This window comes from Bradyrhizobium sp. 61 (genome assembly GCF_023073075.1).
Lineage (GTDB): Bacteria > Pseudomonadota > Alphaproteobacteria > Rhizobiales > Xanthobacteraceae > Bradyrhizobium > Bradyrhizobium barranii.
The window spans coordinates 40,957-56,773 of the sequence record NZ_JADPIU010000019.1; the positions used below are offsets into that span (position 1 = coordinate 40,957).

The following is a 15,817-nucleotide window of genomic DNA, read 5'->3' on the forward strand; positions in this document are numbered from 1 at the left end:
AAGGACGCCCGCCATGATGAGCCAGGAGCAGAACGACCTGATCACCCGTACCGGTCCGAAGGACCCCTGCGGCAAGCTGATGCGGAGCTACTGGCAGCCGGCGGCGCTGGTCGACGAGCTGGAGGGCGCGCGCCCGATCCGTCCGGTCAAACTGCTCGGCGAGAACCTGGTGCTGTTCCGCGACGAGAGCGGACGCTACGGCCTGATCGATCGTCACTGCGCCCACCGCGGCGCCGACCTCGCCTTCGGACGTCTCGAACATGGCGGCCTGCGCTGCGCCTTCCATGGCTGGCTGTTCGACGCCACCGGCCAGTGCATCGAGACGCCGGCCGAGCCGAAGGACTCAAAACTCTGCCAGAACATTCGCCAGCGTTCCTATCCCGTGGTCGAGAAGAGCGGCATCCTCTGGGCTTATCTCGGCGAGGGTGAGCCGCCGGCCTTTCCGGAGCTCGACTGCTTTGTCGCGCCCGGCACGCACGTTTTTGCGTTCAAGGGCCACATGGCCTGCAACTGGCTTCAGGCCCTCGAGGTCGGCATCGATCCCGCGCACGCCTCCTATCTGCACCGCTTCTTCGAGGACGAGGATACGTCGACGGCTTACGGCAAGCAGTTCCGCGGCGCCTCCGCCGGCAGCGACCTGCCGATGACAAAGATCCTGCGCGAGTACGACCGGCCGATCATCAATGTCGAACACACCGAATATGGCCTGCGGCTGATCGCGCTGCGCGAGATCGACGAGGAGCGCACCCATGTGCGCGTCACCAACCAGCTCTTCCCGCACGGCTTCGTCATCCCCATGAGCACGGAAATGACGATCACGCAGTGGCACGTGCCGGTCGACGACGAGAACTGCTACTGGTACGCGATCTTCACCAGCTACACCAACCCGGTCGACAAGCAGAAGATGCGCGATCAGCGGCTCGAGCTCTATGAGCTGCCCGACTACAAGTCGCGCAAGAACAGCGGCAACGATTACGGCTTCGATCCGCACGAGCAGGCGACCGCGACCTATACCGGCATGGGCACCGACATCAACGTCCACGACCAGTGGGCGGTGGAATCGATGGGCGCGATCCAGGACCGCACCAAGGAGCATCTCGGCTCGAGCGACAAGGCGATCGTGCAGTACCGCCGCCTTTTGCGGGCTGAGATCGAAAAGGTCGGCGGCGGCGAAAAGCCGATGCTGTTCCTGGACGAGAGCAGGGCGCGCAGCATCCAGGGACCGGCCACCATGGACGGCATCGGTCCGACCCAGGGTTGGGAGCTCTACTGGATGGAGGTCGACGTCAAGCGCCGCCGCGGCGCACCTTGGGCCGCGCCGGTGCCGAAGGAGATCGCGGACAACGTGCACCGGTTGACGGCGGCGGAGTGATAATGCCTTCAATCAGCGGCGTGCGCCACATACTCCACTGTCATGCCCCGCGAAGGCGGGGCATCCAGTACGCCGCGGCCTCTCGTGGACACGTCGCCGTCTCTGGAATACTGGATCGCCCGCCTTCGCGGGCGATGACAGCACGGACTGAAGGAGCAACCGAGTGACTTTCGTCGCGCGTCATGCGCTGTGGTCGGATGAGCAGAGGGACGCCGCAGCGCGCCTGCGCCGCATCGTCGAGGAAAAGAACCTCGAGGTCATCCGCCTCGCCTTCCCGGACCAGCACGGCATTTTGCGCGGCAAGACCATCATCGCCGCCGAGGCGATCGCCTCGCTGGAGAGCGGCTGCTCCATCACCACGACCATGCTCGCCAAGGATACCTCGCACCGCACGGTGTTTCCGGTGTTCACGTCAGGCGGTGGGTTCGGCATGAAGGAGATGGAGGGCGCGGCCGACGTATTGATGGTCGCCGACCCAACCACGTTCCGCGTGCTGCCATGGGCGCCCGCGACCGGCTGGGTGCTCTGCGATCTCTATTTTGGCGACGGCCGTCCCGTGCCGTTCGCGACCCGCGGCCTCTACCGCAAGGTGCTCGATGATCTCAGCGACCGCGGCCACGATTTCGTCGCCGGCCTCGAGGTTGAATTCCACATCTTCAAGCTCGACGACGCGCATATGCGGCCCGAGGATGCCGGCCAGCCCGGCACGCCTCCGTCGGTGAGCCTGCTCAGCCACGGCTATCAATACCTCACCGAGCAGCGCTTCGATCAGATGGAGCCGGTGCTGGAGATCCTGCGCCGCGATATCGTAGCGCTCGGACTGCCCTTGCGCTCGGTCGAGGTCGAGTTCGGGCCAAGCCAGTGCGAATTCACCTTCGCGCCGAGGAAGGGGCTGGAGCCCGCCGACAACATGGTGCTGTTCCGCTCTGCCGTGAAGCAGATCGCGCGCCGCCACGGCTATCACGCCACCTTCATGTGCCGGCCGAAACTGCCGAATGTGTTCGCGAGCGGCTGGCACCTGCACCAGTCGATCGTCTCGTGCACGACCGGCGAGAACCAGTTCATGACGAAGGACGGCGGCGAGCCGCTCAGTGCGTTCGGCAAGGCGTACCTTGCCGGCCTGCTCGACCACGCCCGCGCCTCGACCGTGTTCACCACCCCGACCATCAACGGCTACAAGCGCTACCGCTCCTATTCGCTGGCGCCGGACCGCGCGATCTGGGGCCGCGACAATCGCGGCGTGATGATCCGCGTGCTCGGCGGCGCCAATGATGCCGCAACGCGCCTGGAGAACCGCATCGGCGAGCCCGCCGCCAATCCCTATCTCTACATGGCCTCCCAGATTCTCTCGGGCCTCGACGGCGTCGACCGCAAGCTCGACCCCGGCCCGTCCGCCGACACGCCCTACGAGACCAAGGCGCCGCCGTTGCCGAAGAGCTTGCGCGATGCGGTCGCCGCGCTGAAGGACGATCCGTTCTTCCGCGAGAAGTTCGGGCCCGAGTTCGTCGACTACTACACCCACATCAAGAATGCCGAGATCGACCGCTTCCTGTCAGAGGTGACCGATTGGGAGCACCGCGAATATTTCGAGGTGTTTTGACGGAGATACGTCTCACGCCCGCGTGAGGCGACTTCGTCCGGTCTGTTCCGACGACATCACGGCGCTCGCCGACGAAGCCATTTTCCCTGTCCCTCGAAAACGGCCGGAAAGACTGGGGGCCTAATATCCCTGCATGTGATCAACAGTGGAGTTCGATCATGTGGGTTCAATTGTTCAGCCTGATCTACCGCCTGTCCTGCCGGACCACTTTGGTTGAAATCGGCACCCACCACCTGGCGCGTTAGTCGCTGGCGCCAGCGATTTGGGTAAGACATATTGACCGGATAACCGGGGTTCTCAGGCGCAAGCTGGTTCACCAGCGATAGCCGAGCGTTGCGATGACGGTTAACGGCGCGCCGCGGTAGCAGTAACCGACCTGGCACGTGGTGTAGTGCAGATTGAACAGGTTCTTGGCATTGACCTGGAACTGGAGGCCCTTCAGCTCCTTCGCCGCCTGGCCAAAATCATATTTCAGCGCCGCGTCGATCAGGGTTACCGAGCTGTTCTTGAAAGTGTTCGCATCATCGCCGTAGCTCCAGGACATGTAACGCGCGCCGCCACCGACGCTCAATCCTGCAAACGGTCCGGCCAGCGGCAGGGCGTAGTTCGCCCACAGCGTCGCGGTATGCGGGGGATTGCCCGAGGGAAACTTGCCGATCAGCGAGTCGTCAGCGGCCTGCTTGGTCACCATGTCGAGATAGGTGTACGACGAGGTGATGTCGAAACCACCGCCCAGGCTAGCAAGCGCCTGCAATTCGAAGCCGCGGCTTTGAATCTCCCCGCGCTGGACCGTCACGCCCGTCCCCGTCGTGACCAGGCCACCGTCCTGGGTCAAATCGAACACCGCCGCGGTAATGAAGCTCCTCGTCCCCTGCGGCTGGTACTTCACACCGACTTCGGTCTGCTTGCCGGTGGTCGGCTTGAAGAAGGCGCCCGACGGATCGACGCCGAGATTGGGAAAGAACGAGGTTGAATAGGCGACGTAAGGCGCAACGCCGGAATCGAACACATAGGTCAGCCCGGCTCGCCCGCTATAGGCCTGATCGGACTGCGTCTGCCGGGTCAGCGCGAACAGATCCTCACCCGTGGTGCTGACCCAGTCGCTGCGGCCGCTCAATGTCAGGATCCAGTGATCGAGCCTGGCCTGGTTCTGAACATACACGCCGGACTGGGTTTGCCGCTGGGCTGTCGAGGACGAGATCGCGGGATCGGGAATGGATTCCGGCGCGTAGACCGGCGCAGCCAGGTTGAGATCGGAGACGCCGAAGCCGAATCCCTGCTTGTCGTTGAACTTCGACGAGGTGTAGTCGGTGCCGATCAGGAGTGTGTGCTGCACGGGCCCGGTCGATAGCCTGGCCTCGACCTGGTTGTCCATGATGGCAGATTGCAGCGTGTCGTGGACGTAGCCGGTGTAGCGCGAGACGACATTGCCCACCGGCGCGCCGAGAAAGCCCACATAGCGGGTGACCGCGTCGACATCGACGTAACGGAATTTCTGGCGGACGGTCACGTCGTTGTTGAACGCGTGCTCGAACAGGTAGCCCACGCGTCCCTGCTCCTGGTCGAGCGAATTGTAGGACGGACTGCCCGTGAAGATGTCCGTGGCGGTGCCGGTGCCCGTGGAGTGGGTGAACATGGATCCGGGCGTCTTCGACTTCTGATAGGACCCGAGAATCGTCAGGGTCGTCGATTGATCCGGCTTCCAGGTGACGGCGGGCGCGATGTAGGTCCTGTTATCCTTGCCGCCGGGCACGAACACGTTCGCGTCACGCATCACGCCGGTCAGCCGATACGAAAACTGACCGTTGGCATCGACCGGGCCCGACAGGTCGAAATTGCCCTGGATGCGATCGCGGTCGCCGAACACCGTCTGCACTTCGTGAAACGGCTGGCTGGTCGGCAGCTTGCTCGACAGATCGATCAATCCGCCGGGCGAGCCGAGGCCATAGAGCGCCGAGCTAGGCCCGCGGACCACAGTGATGCTGTCGACCCCATAAGGCTCGGTCTTGAACACGCTGAGACCTGCTCCCACGAGGCGCAGGCCGTCGAGATAAACGCCGTTATAAGTGATGTCGAAGCCGCGGATCGCGATCGCGTCGAAACGCGGATCGTAGCCGGAGGCATCGATGCGGACGCCAGGTTCATAGCCAACCGCCTCCGTCAGCGTCTGGACGGCACGGTCGTTGAGTTCCTTGCGCGTCACGACCGAGATCGACTGCGGCGTCTCGAGCAACGGCGTGTTGGTCTTGGTACCCGCCGGGCTGCTGTCTGCAACATAGCTGCTCTCGCTCGACGCGTTGGCGCGACCGGCACCGGCCTCGCGCATGCCCGAATTTCCGGCCGGCGCGGGCCCGGCATTGCGTTGCGTCGCGACGCGACCGCGCGACGACTGCAAAGCTCGCTGAGCGGGCTGGGTGCGCGGACGCGCCTGGATCGGTGCCTCCACCGTGACGGGGGGCAATGTCGCCGCCGTCGACGTCGAATTGGTCCCGGAGGTCTGTGCGACCGACGGCGCTGCATGCAGGACTATTCCCAGGCCGGCCGCTCCCAGACCAGTTCTCGCCATCCGTTCCCAGCCGAGCGTCCGCCCGTCGTTGCTCGTCATTGTCTTCCCCGAGTTCCGTGTTCGAACAACCCGGGAGTAACCAGATCGAGGCGCACACCGCCTTTGCGCGCGCGCAAATCACCTTTGATCGCTCGTGGAGGCGTTCAAGTTCACTGACAGCGGCTCGGCGAATAGCCGAAGTGCCTGCGGAACGCCGTCGCGAAATTGGCCGGATGGGCATAGCCGACCCGAAAGGCCGCCTCGGTGACCGACAACCGTTGATGAATCAGAAGGTCACGTGCGGCATCGAGCCGGCGGGCCCGCAAATAGTCGATCGCGCTCTCGCCATACGCCATCTGGAATTTCTGGTTGAAGGACCGGCGGCTCAGCCCCGCATTCCGCGCCAGTTCGTCGATGCTCCAGGGATAAGCGAGATCGGCATCCATTCGCACCTTGACCGATTCCAACCGCACCCGCTGGAGGTCGGCTGCAGGCTCGAGCGCGATTCCGCGCTTGCCGAACAAGGCGTGGACCACGATCTCGGCGGCGTGCGCCGACAGCAGCAATTGCGTCGCGTTTCCGGCCACCGGTGGCGAGAACATTTCTGCCGCGAGGGCCTGCACACGCGGAGACGCCGTGAGAGAGACGATGGCCGTGCCCAACGCGTCGGTCTTGAACAGCGCCCGAACCTCGTCGCCGAGTCCAAGCCCGTCGATGGAGGCTTGGGGAAGCGCCAGGCCGATCGCAGGACGTTCGCCGCAGCGAACCGAGCCTCCCACAGCGAGGGATTCGCGCACGGCAATCGCCGTCATCTGCCCTGCACCGGTTGTGCGCGTCAGAATGCCGCGGCCTGCGCCTTCATCGAGTGCGACGGAGATGAACAAGCCCGGCGCTACGATTGCGGGCCGATCGGGATCGGCGCGAAACTCACCTCTGATGAACACACAGCCCGGGAAATCCAGCCATTGAGGCGCTGTCGAAGCGCCTCGCTGTGCGGAGCCGATGATGTCGTCGTCAGGCCGTCCAGCAATTTGATTGTAAAAGTCCTGCATCGAATCCGCTACGCCGCGACATTGGCGGCTGGCGGCGGCGCACTCAAGACCTCTGCGCGCAGTTTGGAGAGCTTCGAAACTGACGCCTGCGCGCGCGGCGATCTGCACCGACGATACGGCAACCAGATCCAGGAGCGCGTCAGATACCCAGATATTTATGCTGCAGATCCGGCTCCGCCATCAGCTCGACGGACGTGCCGCTCCACACCGTCTTGCCGCGCTCGATGATGTAGTGGCGGTCGCAGATGCGGGCGAGGTGGTCGACGTTCTTGTCGACGACCAGGATCGACTGTCCCCGGCTCTTGAGCAGCGACAGGCAGTTCCAGATTTCTTCGCGGATCAGCGGGGCGAGGCCTTCGGTCGCTTCGTCCAGGATCAGCAGCTTTGGGTTGGTCATCAGCGCGCGGCCGATCGCGAGCATCTGCTGCTCGCCGCCGGAGAGCTGGTTGCCCATGTTGGAGGCACGCTCGGCGAGGCGCGGAAACATCACGTAGATGGCGGCAAGCGTCCAGGGATTGCTGCTGCCGAAGCGATCGGCCGCGGCCGCGACGAGATTTTCGCGCACGGTGAGGTTCGGGAAGATCTGGCGTCCCTCGGGGACGAGGCCGACGCCAAGCTTGGCGATCCGGTAGGACGGCAGCTGTCGCACCTCGGCGCCAGCGAAGCGGATCGTTCCGGCGCGCGCCGGTGTCAGGCCCATGATGGAGCGGATGGTGGTGGTCTTGCCCATGCCGTTGCGGCCCATCAGCGAGACCATCTCGCCCGGCTTGATCGACAGCGACAGGCCGAACAGCACCTGGGAGAGGCCGTAGCAGGTCTCGATGCCGTCGACGTCGAGCAGCGTGTCAGCCATCGCCTTTTCAGACATGGTGCGTCACCACATGCTGGTCGCCGAGATAGGCGCGCTTGACGTCCTCATTGGCGCGGATCGCGGCTGGATCACCGGAGGCGATGACGCGGCCATAGACCAGCACCGAGATGCGGTCGGCCAGCGCGAACACCGCCGGCATATCGTGCTCGACCAGCACGATCGAGACTTCCTTCCGCAGCTCCTGAAGCAGTTGCACCATGCGCTGGGATTCGGTGACGCCAAGACCCGCCATCGGCTCGTCCAGCAGCAGCAGCTTCGGCTTGCTCGCGAGCGCGACCGCGAGCTCGATCTGGCGGCGCTCGCCATGGCTGAGCCTGGACACCAGGACATCGGCGCGATGGCCGAGCCCGACGCGGTCGAGCGCGGCATGGGCGGCATCGCGCAGGCCCTTCTCCTTGCGCGCATTGGCGAAGAAGCGGAACGAGTGGCCTGCATGCGCCTGCGCCGCCAGCGCGACATTGTCGGCGGCGGTGAAGTCGAGCAGCAGCGAGGTGATCTGGAACGAACGGGCGAGCCCCAGCGCGCAGCGGCGATAGGCCGGCAGATAGGTGATGTCGCGACCGCCGAGCGAGACGCTGCCGGAATGCGGTTCGAGGTGCCCTGTGAGCTGGCTGATCAGCGTGGTCTTGCCGGCACCGTTCGGGCCGATGATGGCGTGCAGCTCGCCGCTAGCTACGTCGAGCGAGACGTTGTCCGTCGCAACGATGCCGCCGAAACGGCGCACCAGTTTTTCGACGCGGAGCAGCGGTTCAGCCACGATTGAGCCTCCCGAGCAGGCCCATGATGCCGCCGCGGCCGAACAGCACGATCAACAGCAATAGCGGCCCCATGATCAGCGCCCAGTATTCGGTGATCTGCGACAGGAATTCTTCCAGCAGCAAGAACACCACCGCGCCCATCACGGGGCCGAACAGCGTGCCCATGCCCCCAAGGATCACCATCACCATGAGGTCGCCGGAGCGGGTCCAGTACATCACGGCCGGGCTGATGAAATCGGTGTTGTTGGCGAGCAGTGCGCCGGCAAGGCCGCACATCATGCCTGAGATGACGAAGCAGACGAGCTTGTAGCGTTTTGCCGGAAAGCCGATCGCCTGCATGCGCTGCTCGTTGGAGCGCAGGCCCTGCAAGACGAGGCCGAAGCGCGAATTGGCGATGCGCCAGATCAGGACGATCACGGCGAACAGGCAGGCGAGGCAGAGATAATAGAACTGCGTGCGGTTCGACAGGTTGATCAGGCCGGAGAAGTCGCTGCGCTTGTAGACGGTGAGACCGTCATCGCCGCCGTAACGCGCAAGACCCGAGGCGACGTAATAGGCCATCTGCGCAAATGCCAGCGTGATCATGATGAAGTAGACGCCACGCGTGCGCAGCGAGAGCGCGCCGATCACCAGCGCGTAGATCGCGGAAGCTGCGAGCGCGACCGGGAACTGGATGAAGCCGGAGCCGACGCCTTCCTGCGCGAGCATGCCGACCGCGTAGCCGCCGATGCCGAGATAGGCGGCGTGGCCGAAGCTCATCATGCCGCCAAAACCCATGATGAGGTTGAGGCTCGCGGCCGCCAGCGCCAGGATGACGATGCGGGTGAACAGCGTCAGGATGAAGATGTTGCCGGACAGCTGCGAATAGAGCGGCAGCAGCACGAGGCCCGCCAGCATCAGGGCCGTGACGGCCTTGCTCACAGTGAAAGCCTTCATCGACGGTTGGCCGGAAACAGCCCCTCCGGGCGCACCACCAGCACGATCGCCATCAGCAGATAGATCAGCATGGACGACAGTGCGGGCGCGGCGGTGGAGGCGGCGGCGCCGCTCAGCACCTGCCGCAACAGATTGGGCAGGAAGGCGCGGCCGAGCGTGTCGATCATGCCGACGAAGATCGCGGCGAGGAACGCGCCGCGGATCGAGCCGATGCCGCCGATCACGATGATGACGAAGGCGAGGATCAGGATGTTCTCGCCCATGCCGATCTGCACGGTGAGGATCGGCGCCTGCATCAGGCCGGCGAGGCCGGCGAGCGCGGCGCCCAGGCCGAACACCAGCGTGTAGAGCAGCTTGATGTTGATGCCGAGCGCGCCGATCATCTCGCGGTTGGAGGCGCCGGCGCGGATCAGCATGCCGATGCGGGTGCGCATCACGCCGAGATAGAGCAGCAGCGCGACCAGCAGCGCCACCACGATGATGGCGAGACGATAGGCGGGATAGTGGATGCCGGGCAGGATCGGCACCGGCACCGTGAGCCAGGCCGGCAGCGGCAGCGCAAGCCCGGCCGGACCCCAGATCAGCCGCACGGCTTCATTGAAGAACAGGATCAGGCCGAAGGTCGCGAGCACGTGGTCGAGATGGTCGCGCCCGTACAGATGCCGCAGTGCCGACATCTCCAGCACGATGCCGAGCACCAAAGTCGCACCTAACGCCAGCAGCGCACCGAGCAGGAAGCTGCCGGTCCAGGCCGCAAAGGTCGCGGCGAAATAGGCGCCCATCATGTAGAGCGAGCCGTGCGCGAGGTTGACGAGATCCATGATCCCGAACACCAGCGTCAGGCCGGCCGCGAGCAGGAACAGGAGCAGGCCGAACTGCAATCCGTTCAAGAACTGTTCGACGACGAGCAGCATCAAAACTCTTTCAGGCGCACGCGGTGTCGCGCCGATGTTCGAACTCGGTCGCCATCAGTGAAAGAGCTCCCCCTGCCTCTTCAAGGCGGAAAAATGGGTAATGGCAGTATCGTTCCGAGGCAAGAGCGATTCAACACCAGACATGCACTTTGTTGCATGCCGGTGCATGCGATCGAAATTGGCCTTGCAAGAAGGCTGCCGCGCAGGATGGGTCAACCTGCCGCACCCAAACGATCGCCCTCCCCCAGGCATGCCTGGGAGAGGGCGCGAAGGTCGACGGAAGTCGGAGAAGGCGTCTAGTGCGACGTCATCTGCCGGGGAAGATCATCCGGCTCGGCCAGCACGCTGTTGGCCGTCGAGGCTTCCAGCGCCGCCATCCGGAACAGATAGGCGAGCGTTGCCAATCCGGTGTCTTCCGCCATCTGCGCCAGCTCGAGCGCCATGTCGGACATGTAGCCGAGATTCTCGTCCTTGGTCTGCGCCATGATCTGGCTGTCCCGCATCATGTTCGACATTTCAGGCGCTCTTTCGTTGCGCGGCAGCAAGGCCGCAGAGGTTGGCACGGGCGACGGCGTCCAGACGCGGGCCGTCTTGTTGTACGATCGAATCCATGCCGATGCGATCATGCAGGGCATCAAGGGTCTCGCGGCGAATGTCGATGGTCGCCGCCATGGTCCAGGCGTTCTCCACCAGCTCCGGCAGACCAAGCGGGGTCACGACGAAGCCGGCCTCATGGAAGCGCGGCAGCCACCAGGTCTCCATGATCGCGCTGACCTGCGCGATTCCCTGATCGAGGCAGAACTCCTGCACCGCTGCCATCAGTTGCAGGTTGAGAGTGCCGTCGCGGCGATCGCGCACGACAAAGTAGCGCGACCATTCCCAGACCAGCGGATTCGCAGGGCAGCCGCGAACCGATGCCAGATGCGGGAAGACCTCGCTCATCATCGAGGGTTTGGTGGTGGGGTAGAGCCGGTGACCGCCGACGACGCGCCGGCCTTCCAGCGCAAGCAGATAGACAGTGTCCTCGTCGTCGTAGGAATCGACCTCGCGGCAATCAGGCCGGCGCAGCGTCTCCCAGTGCCGCTCCTCGACGAAGATGTCGTGGCGTAGTCGGAAGTGCTGCTCGAGTACGTCTTCGTAAAGGTGGCGATTGACCGAAGAAATTGCGTGAATCATGAAAACCCCCATTCAGCCGGAATGAGGGGCAGCCTCTGCGAAAAGAGGCAGGTTCGATATTGGGAAATTTCCCAGTACGTCGCTTAGGGATTGATGAGCTTGTTGCGAATCGCCAGTGCAACCGCATGCGTACGGTTGACGGCGCCGAGCTTGCGCGCGGCGGTTGCAAGATGCTCTTCTGCGGTGCGCTGCGTGATGTGCAGGATCTCGCCGATCTCCCAGGCCGACTTGCCCTGCGAGGCCCAGGCGATCACCTCGCGCTCGCGCGGGGTGAGACGCGTCGACAGATGCGGCGCCGGATCCAGCAGGCGGCGAATATGGTCGAAGCCATACATTGCCATCAGGTGCAGTGCCGGCTTGCTGCGGGGATTGAGGTCGAGATGGACGCCGCCGAGCGACACCGCCGCCTCGTAGCCGGTGAGCCCGTGGATCGGCACGATGAAGCCGCGCGACATGCGAAAATCGCCGGCGCGGTTCATCACCTCGGCCGCGCTCGGCTCGAGCTCGGCATCATAGGGCGCTTCCGACCACTCGAACGGATTGACCGATTGCCGGCACAGCCGCACCACGGGGTCGACGCGGTCGTAATTGTTCTGGGTGTAGAGATTGAACCATCCTGCCGGCCAGCGCTTGGCGAGCACCATCTGCGCGAACCGCTGATCGGGATTCGGCAACCCCGTCACGATGATGGTCTCGAAGCCGAAGCGACCGAACGCCGCCTCAAGCGCATTCATGGCGTCCGGTACCTTGCGATAGGTCCCCAGGCCTTCGATGAAGTCGAGCGCTTCCCGGCCATAATCTACGGCGTCTACGGCGGACATCGGTACGTTTCCTGAGCCTCGCCGTCGGTATAGCACGTATTTGGGAGCTGCCTCAATTCGCTGCTTCCGTAGTTTACCGGCCCTCGTCTGCACCCGAGATTTAATCTACTTGTGGAGGAAGTGACGTCAAGTTACACCTATGGCGTCTGAAGCGGGAAAATCACGATGGAAGACGAGGACATCGCCCTCAACAGCGTGCTCGGCCTGGAACTCAACCGCGTGTTTTTCGCCGTCCGCGAAACGGCAAACAAGCAGAAGATCATCGAGTACGCGCGCGAAGTGCTGCAGCGCGAACGCGCGGAGCGGCCCGGCAGCGCGTCGCCCGAGAGCCCGGCGAGCTAGAACACAGTTACAGGTGAGGCGTACGTTCTGCGCGAGCGGCGCCCTTCCATTCGAACGCGCCGATTTTGGCCGAAACATTCTGACTGCGAAGTTAATCAGAAATTGTTGCCGGTGAGCGAGCTGCGCTCTTACCCTCCCCTGGAGGGGGAGGGTAAAGCGCCGCCCGCTCCGTCGCACACTTGCCGCTGGATGACATCATGGCTCTCGTGAGATGATCGCCACCACGATCCTCTTTGGGATGCCCACGACATGATGACGCTGCGCCAGGTTGAAGTGATCCGTGCCGTGATGGTGACGGGTACCATCGGCGGCGCGGCGAAGCTGCTCAACGTGTCGGCGCCGGGGATCAGCCGGCTGGTCAAATACACCGAGCGCACGCTCGGCATCCGCTTCTTCCAGCGCCAGAACGGGCGCTATTTCCCGACGCCGGAAGCCGAGAACATTTTTGAGCAGATCAACGGCGTCTACAAGAAGGTCGACGACCTCTCCGAGCTCATCTCCAAGATCGGCCGCGGCGGTTTGTCGGAATTGCGCATCGGCTCGGTGCCGAGCATCTCCCAGGTGATGGTACCGCGCGCGATCGAGCGCGTCCGGCGCCGCTACCCCGATCTCGGCATCGACATCAACATCCTCAAGCTCGAGGAGGCCATCGACTACCTCCTGCTCGGCCGCGGCGAATGCGTGGCGATGAGCTATCGGCTCGAGCATTCCGGGCTCGACTTCATGCCGCTCGCCTCGGGTGAGCTCTATTGCATCGTGCCGCCGGGTCACGAGCTTGCCGGCCGCAAGCAGGTCTCGGCGGCCGAGATCACCCGCTATCCGCTGATCGGCATCGATCCCAACGATCCCTACGGCCGGATCATGGCCGGGATCTTTGCGCGCCACCGGCTCGACTACAACATCACGATCCGCGCACGCTTCGGCACCACGGTGTGTGCGCTGGTGAAGGCAGGGCTCGGCATCGCCATCATCGACCAGTTCACGGTGGCCCATGGCGGCTATCCGGGAATCGAGCTGTTGAAGATCACCGAGCCGACGCGGTTCGAGACCTATATCGCGGTGAAGCGCGGCGCGCCGCTGTCGCTCCATGTCGAGTATTTCATCGAGTCCCTGCGCGCCGAGATGCGCGCGGTGGAGCCGTCCCGCACCGAGGGCAACGCCGCCCCGGCACGCGGGCGCAAGAAATAACATTATGTTAGGTTTGCCAAATAAATGGGTAATTGTGTTAGGCACGGGAAAGGCTATCGTCGCAACTGGAAGCCCCTTGGAATTGTGCGGATTTCCCCGCTAATGGCCAGGACCCAACGCTCCCAACGAGACGATAGCCAACCATGTCCAAGCGCGGATACGCCGCCAGCAAGAAGCTTCTCACCGGCCTGATCGGGGCGCCGATCGCGCATTCCGCCTCCCCTGCCATGCATGAGCGGGCCGCCGAGGCGCTCGGCCTGCGCGGTCACTACCAGCTCATCGAGGTCGCCGGCGCCGATGCGGCCGGGCTTCGCATGATGCTCGAGGGCGTGCGGCGGCTCGGCTTTGCCGGCGTCAACGTGACTTACCCTTATAAGGAAGCGGTGGTCCCGCTGCTCGACGAGCTGGCGCCGGGCGCGGCCGCCATGGGCGCGGTCAACACCGTCGTCGTCAAGGACGGCCGGCTGATCGGCCACAACACCGACACGACCGGGTTTGCGCGCGCGGTCGCGCCGCTGCTGGCACCGTCCGCAAATGCAGTCGCCGTGATCGGCACGGGCGGCGTCGGCAAGGCGATCGCCTTTGCGCTGGCGAGCCTGAAGGTCTCCGACCTCCGCATCTTCGACAGCGAGACGGCGCGCGCCGAAAAGCTCGCTTCATTGCTTGCCAGGCACGGCGGCGCCACGGTGGCGAAAAGCGTCGAGGACGCGCTCGATGGCGCAACCGGCCTCGTCAACGGCACGCCGGTCGGCATGCTGCCGAACCGAGGCATGCCGGTTCCGGCGACCTTGCTGCACGAGAAAATGTGGGTCGCGGACGCCGTCTATTCGCCGCTGATCACGCCGCTGCTTGCAGCGGCACAGGCCGAGGGCGCGCGGATCATGACCGGGCGGGAGCTCGCGATCTACCAGGCCGCTGACGCCTTCGAATTGTTCACCGGCCTTGCCCCATCGACCGAGGTCATGGGAGAGGCATTCGACGAGGTGATGGCGGCACGAAGCGCGGCCTACCACGCAGCGTAACCGAAGCGGCCGGACACAAGGCCGCGGACAACATCAACGAAAAATGGGAGGAGTGACCATGAAATCGACCCTAGTGGCAGGCGCCTTGCTTGCCTTCGCGACTGCAACCAGCGTCCACGCGCAGGCGATCAAGCTCGCCGACGTCGCCGAGCTCTCGGGCGGCGGCGCCACCGTCGGCACCAACTGGAAGAACGGCATCGACCTCGCGATCGAGGAGATCAACGCCAAGGGCGGCGTGCTCGGACGCAAGTTGGAGGTCAGCCACGCCGATTCGCAGTCCAACCCCGGCGTTGCCCGCGCCCAGGTGCAGAAGGCGCTCGACGCCGAGCCCTATGTGCTGCTCGGGCCCGGCTATTCCGGCTCGGTCAAGGTGACGGCGCCGCTCGCGGCCGAAGCCGGCATCGCGCAGATCATGGGCGGCGAAGCCGCCGAGCTGACGCAAGCCGGCAACAAGTTCCTGTTCCGCACCTCGTTCGGCCAGCAATCGTCGATGCCGAAGGTCGCAAAATACATCCACGACGACATGAAGGCGAAGACGGTCGCGGTGGTCTGGGTCAACAACGACTTCGGCCGTGGCGGACGCGACGTCGTCGTGAAGGAACTCGACCGGCTTGGCTCCAAGGTGGTCGCCGATCTCTCGACTGAAGCGGGACAAGCCGACTTCGCCGCCGACGTCGGCAAGATCAAGGCCGCCAATCCCGACGCCGTGTTCGTCTACCTGAATGAAGAAGAGAGCGCGCGCATCCTGAAAGAGCTGAAGCGCCAGGGCGTCACCGCGCCGCTGATGGGCGAGACCACGCTGATCGGCCAGAAGGTGATCGAGCTGGCCGGCGATGCCGCCAACGGTGCGCGCGGCCATGTCGGCCTCACCACGGACGCACCGGTCGACCTGATCAAGACGTTCCGCGACAAGTTTTCCAAGAAGTACAATTACGTGCCCGACCATAACGGCCTGAAGGGCTATCTCGCCGTCTACATGGTGAAGGCCACCACCGAGAAGATGGGGAAGGTCGACAGCAAGGCGTTCGCCGACACGCTGCATGGCCTGACCATCAAGGCCGCGGACGAGCCGGGCATCCTGATGGACGTCACCTTCAGCGAGACCGGCGACATCGACCGGCAGAGCTTTCTGGTCGAGGTGGTCGAAGGCAAGCAGGTGGTGAAGCAGGTGCTGCCCAAGGTGAAGTGAAGTCTTCGCCTCTCCCCGCTTGCGGGGAGAG

The 15,817-nt window shown here is 64.2% G+C and carries 15 protein-coding genes; 6 read left to right on the forward strand and 9 right to left on the reverse strand.

The features are described 5' to 3' along the window. Positions 1-13: 13 nt before the first annotated feature. Both IVB46_RS08500 and IVB46_RS08505 read left to right on the forward strand, forming a co-directional pair. Positions 14-1,372, forward strand: a complete 1,359-nt coding sequence (locus IVB46_RS08500) for an aromatic ring-hydroxylating dioxygenase subunit alpha (protein WP_247312800.1) — start codon at positions 14-16, stop codon at positions 1,370-1,372. A 163-nt stretch (positions 1,373-1,535) separates the two neighbouring features. Further along, positions 1,536-2,972 carry a glutamine synthetase family protein gene (locus IVB46_RS08505; protein WP_247312803.1) on the forward strand — a complete coding sequence of 479 codons (1,437 nt, stop codon included), beginning with the start codon at positions 1,536-1,538 and terminating at the stop codon, positions 2,970-2,972. A gap of 313 nt (positions 2,973-3,285) precedes the next feature. Here the strand turns inward: IVB46_RS08505 and IVB46_RS08510 are convergent, their stop codons facing one another. The 9 genes from IVB46_RS08510 to IVB46_RS08550 form a co-directional block, all read right to left on the reverse strand. Next, positions 3,286-5,577 carry a TonB-dependent siderophore receptor gene (locus IVB46_RS08510; RefSeq protein ID WP_247312806.1) on the reverse strand — a complete coding sequence of 764 codons (2,292 nt, stop codon included), beginning with the start codon at positions 5,575-5,577 and terminating at the stop codon, positions 3,286-3,288. A gap of 110 nt (positions 5,578-5,687) precedes the next feature. Next, on the reverse strand, positions 5,688-6,677 hold the full coding sequence (locus IVB46_RS08515; protein WP_247342481.1) for an AraC family transcriptional regulator: 990 nt from the start codon (positions 6,675-6,677) through the stop codon (positions 5,688-5,690). Between the two features lie 31 nt (positions 6,678-6,708). Then, positions 6,709-7,437: an ABC transporter ATP-binding protein gene (locus IVB46_RS08520; RefSeq protein ID WP_247312812.1), complete on the reverse strand. Its 729-nt coding sequence runs from the start codon at positions 7,435-7,437 to the stop codon at positions 6,709-6,711. Then, positions 7,430-8,197: an ABC transporter ATP-binding protein gene (locus IVB46_RS08525; RefSeq protein ID WP_063979902.1), complete on the reverse strand. Its 768-nt coding sequence runs from the start codon at positions 8,195-8,197 to the stop codon at positions 7,430-7,432. The genes IVB46_RS08520 and IVB46_RS08525 overlap by 8 nt, the downstream gene beginning before the upstream one ends. Further along, positions 8,190-9,134: a branched-chain amino acid ABC transporter permease gene (locus IVB46_RS08530; protein ID WP_247312815.1), complete on the reverse strand. Its 945-nt coding sequence runs from the start codon at positions 9,132-9,134 to the stop codon at positions 8,190-8,192. Before IVB46_RS08530 ends, IVB46_RS08525 begins: the two co-directional genes overlap by 8 nt. Continuing rightward, positions 9,131-10,048 carry a branched-chain amino acid ABC transporter permease gene (locus tag IVB46_RS08535; RefSeq protein WP_008143427.1) on the reverse strand — a complete coding sequence of 306 codons (918 nt, stop codon included), beginning with the start codon at positions 10,046-10,048 and terminating at the stop codon, positions 9,131-9,133. The genes IVB46_RS08530 and IVB46_RS08535 overlap by 4 nt, the downstream gene beginning before the upstream one ends. A gap of 296 nt (positions 10,049-10,344) precedes the next feature. Further along, positions 10,345-10,563: a hypothetical protein gene (locus IVB46_RS08540; RefSeq protein WP_008540920.1), complete on the reverse strand. Its 219-nt coding sequence runs from the start codon at positions 10,561-10,563 to the stop codon at positions 10,345-10,347. A 1-nt stretch (position 10,564) separates the two neighbouring features. Then, on the reverse strand, positions 10,565-11,224 hold the full coding sequence (locus tag IVB46_RS08545; RefSeq protein ID WP_071909116.1) for an acyl-homoserine-lactone synthase: 660 nt from the start codon (positions 11,222-11,224) through the stop codon (positions 10,565-10,567). 83 nt (positions 11,225-11,307) lie between these two features. Further along, positions 11,308-12,045, reverse strand: a complete 738-nt coding sequence (locus IVB46_RS08550; RefSeq protein WP_063979905.1) for a LuxR family transcriptional regulator — start codon at positions 12,043-12,045, stop codon at positions 11,308-11,310. A gap of 165 nt (positions 12,046-12,210) precedes the next feature. On the opposite strand from IVB46_RS08550, the gene IVB46_RS08555 reads away from it, so the two are divergent. The 4 genes from IVB46_RS08555 to IVB46_RS08570 all read left to right on the forward strand — a co-directional run bounded on the left by IVB46_RS08555 (position 12,211) and on the right by IVB46_RS08570 (position 15,786). Continuing rightward, a complete protein-coding gene (locus IVB46_RS08555; protein WP_014491261.1) occupies positions 12,211-12,387 on the forward strand; it encodes a hypothetical protein in 177 nt (58 codons plus the stop codon). A gap of 249 nt (positions 12,388-12,636) precedes the next feature. Beyond that, complete coding sequence (locus tag IVB46_RS08560) at positions 12,637-13,575, forward strand: LysR family transcriptional regulator (protein WP_247312818.1); 939 nt, start codon at positions 12,637-12,639, stop codon at positions 13,573-13,575. A gap of 143 nt (positions 13,576-13,718) precedes the next feature. Further along, entirely contained in the window at positions 13,719-14,597 is an 879-nt protein-coding gene (locus IVB46_RS08565) for a shikimate dehydrogenase (RefSeq protein ID WP_247342484.1), read from the forward strand. A 58-nt stretch (positions 14,598-14,655) separates the two neighbouring features. After that, entirely contained in the window at positions 14,656-15,786 is a 1,131-nt protein-coding gene (locus IVB46_RS08570; protein ID WP_247312824.1) for an ABC transporter substrate-binding protein, read from the forward strand. Positions 15,787-15,817 lie beyond the last annotated feature (31 nt).

Bases quoted from the DNA above. Each gene is read 5' to 3' on its own strand.
- IVB46_RS08500 (WP_247312800.1), top strand. From the start codon at position 14: ATGATGAGCCAGGAGCAGAACGACCTGATCACCCGTACCGGTCCGAAG.
- IVB46_RS08510 (WP_247312806.1), bottom strand. From the start codon at position 5,577: ATGACGAGCAACGACGGGCGGACGCTCGGCTGGGAACGGATGGCGAGA.
- IVB46_RS08520 (WP_247312812.1), bottom strand. From the start codon at position 7,437: ATGTCTGAAAAGGCGATGGCTGACACGCTGCTCGACGTCGACGGCATC.
- IVB46_RS08530 (WP_247312815.1), bottom strand. From the start codon at position 9,134: ATGAAGGCTTTCACTGTGAGCAAGGCCGTCACGGCCCTGATGCTGGCG.
- IVB46_RS08535 (WP_008143427.1), bottom strand. From the start codon at position 10,048: ATGCTGCTCGTCGTCGAACAGTTCTTGAACGGATTGCAGTTCGGCCTG.
- IVB46_RS08540 (WP_008540920.1), bottom strand. From the start codon at position 10,563: ATGTCGAACATGATGCGGGACAGCCAGATCATGGCGCAGACCAAGGAC.
- IVB46_RS08545 (WP_071909116.1), bottom strand. From the start codon at position 11,224: ATGATTCACGCAATTTCTTCGGTCAATCGCCACCTTTACGAAGACGTA.
- IVB46_RS08550 (WP_063979905.1), bottom strand. From the start codon at position 12,045: ATGTCCGCCGTAGACGCCGTAGATTATGGCCGGGAAGCGCTCGACTTC.
- IVB46_RS08555 (WP_014491261.1), top strand. From the start codon at position 12,211: ATGGAAGACGAGGACATCGCCCTCAACAGCGTGCTCGGCCTGGAACTC.
- IVB46_RS08560 (WP_247312818.1), top strand. From the start codon at position 12,637: ATGATGACGCTGCGCCAGGTTGAAGTGATCCGTGCCGTGATGGTGACG.
- IVB46_RS08565 (WP_247342484.1), top strand. From the start codon at position 13,719: ATGTCCAAGCGCGGATACGCCGCCAGCAAGAAGCTTCTCACCGGCCTG.
- IVB46_RS08570 (WP_247312824.1), top strand. From the start codon at position 14,656: ATGAAATCGACCCTAGTGGCAGGCGCCTTGCTTGCCTTCGCGACTGCA.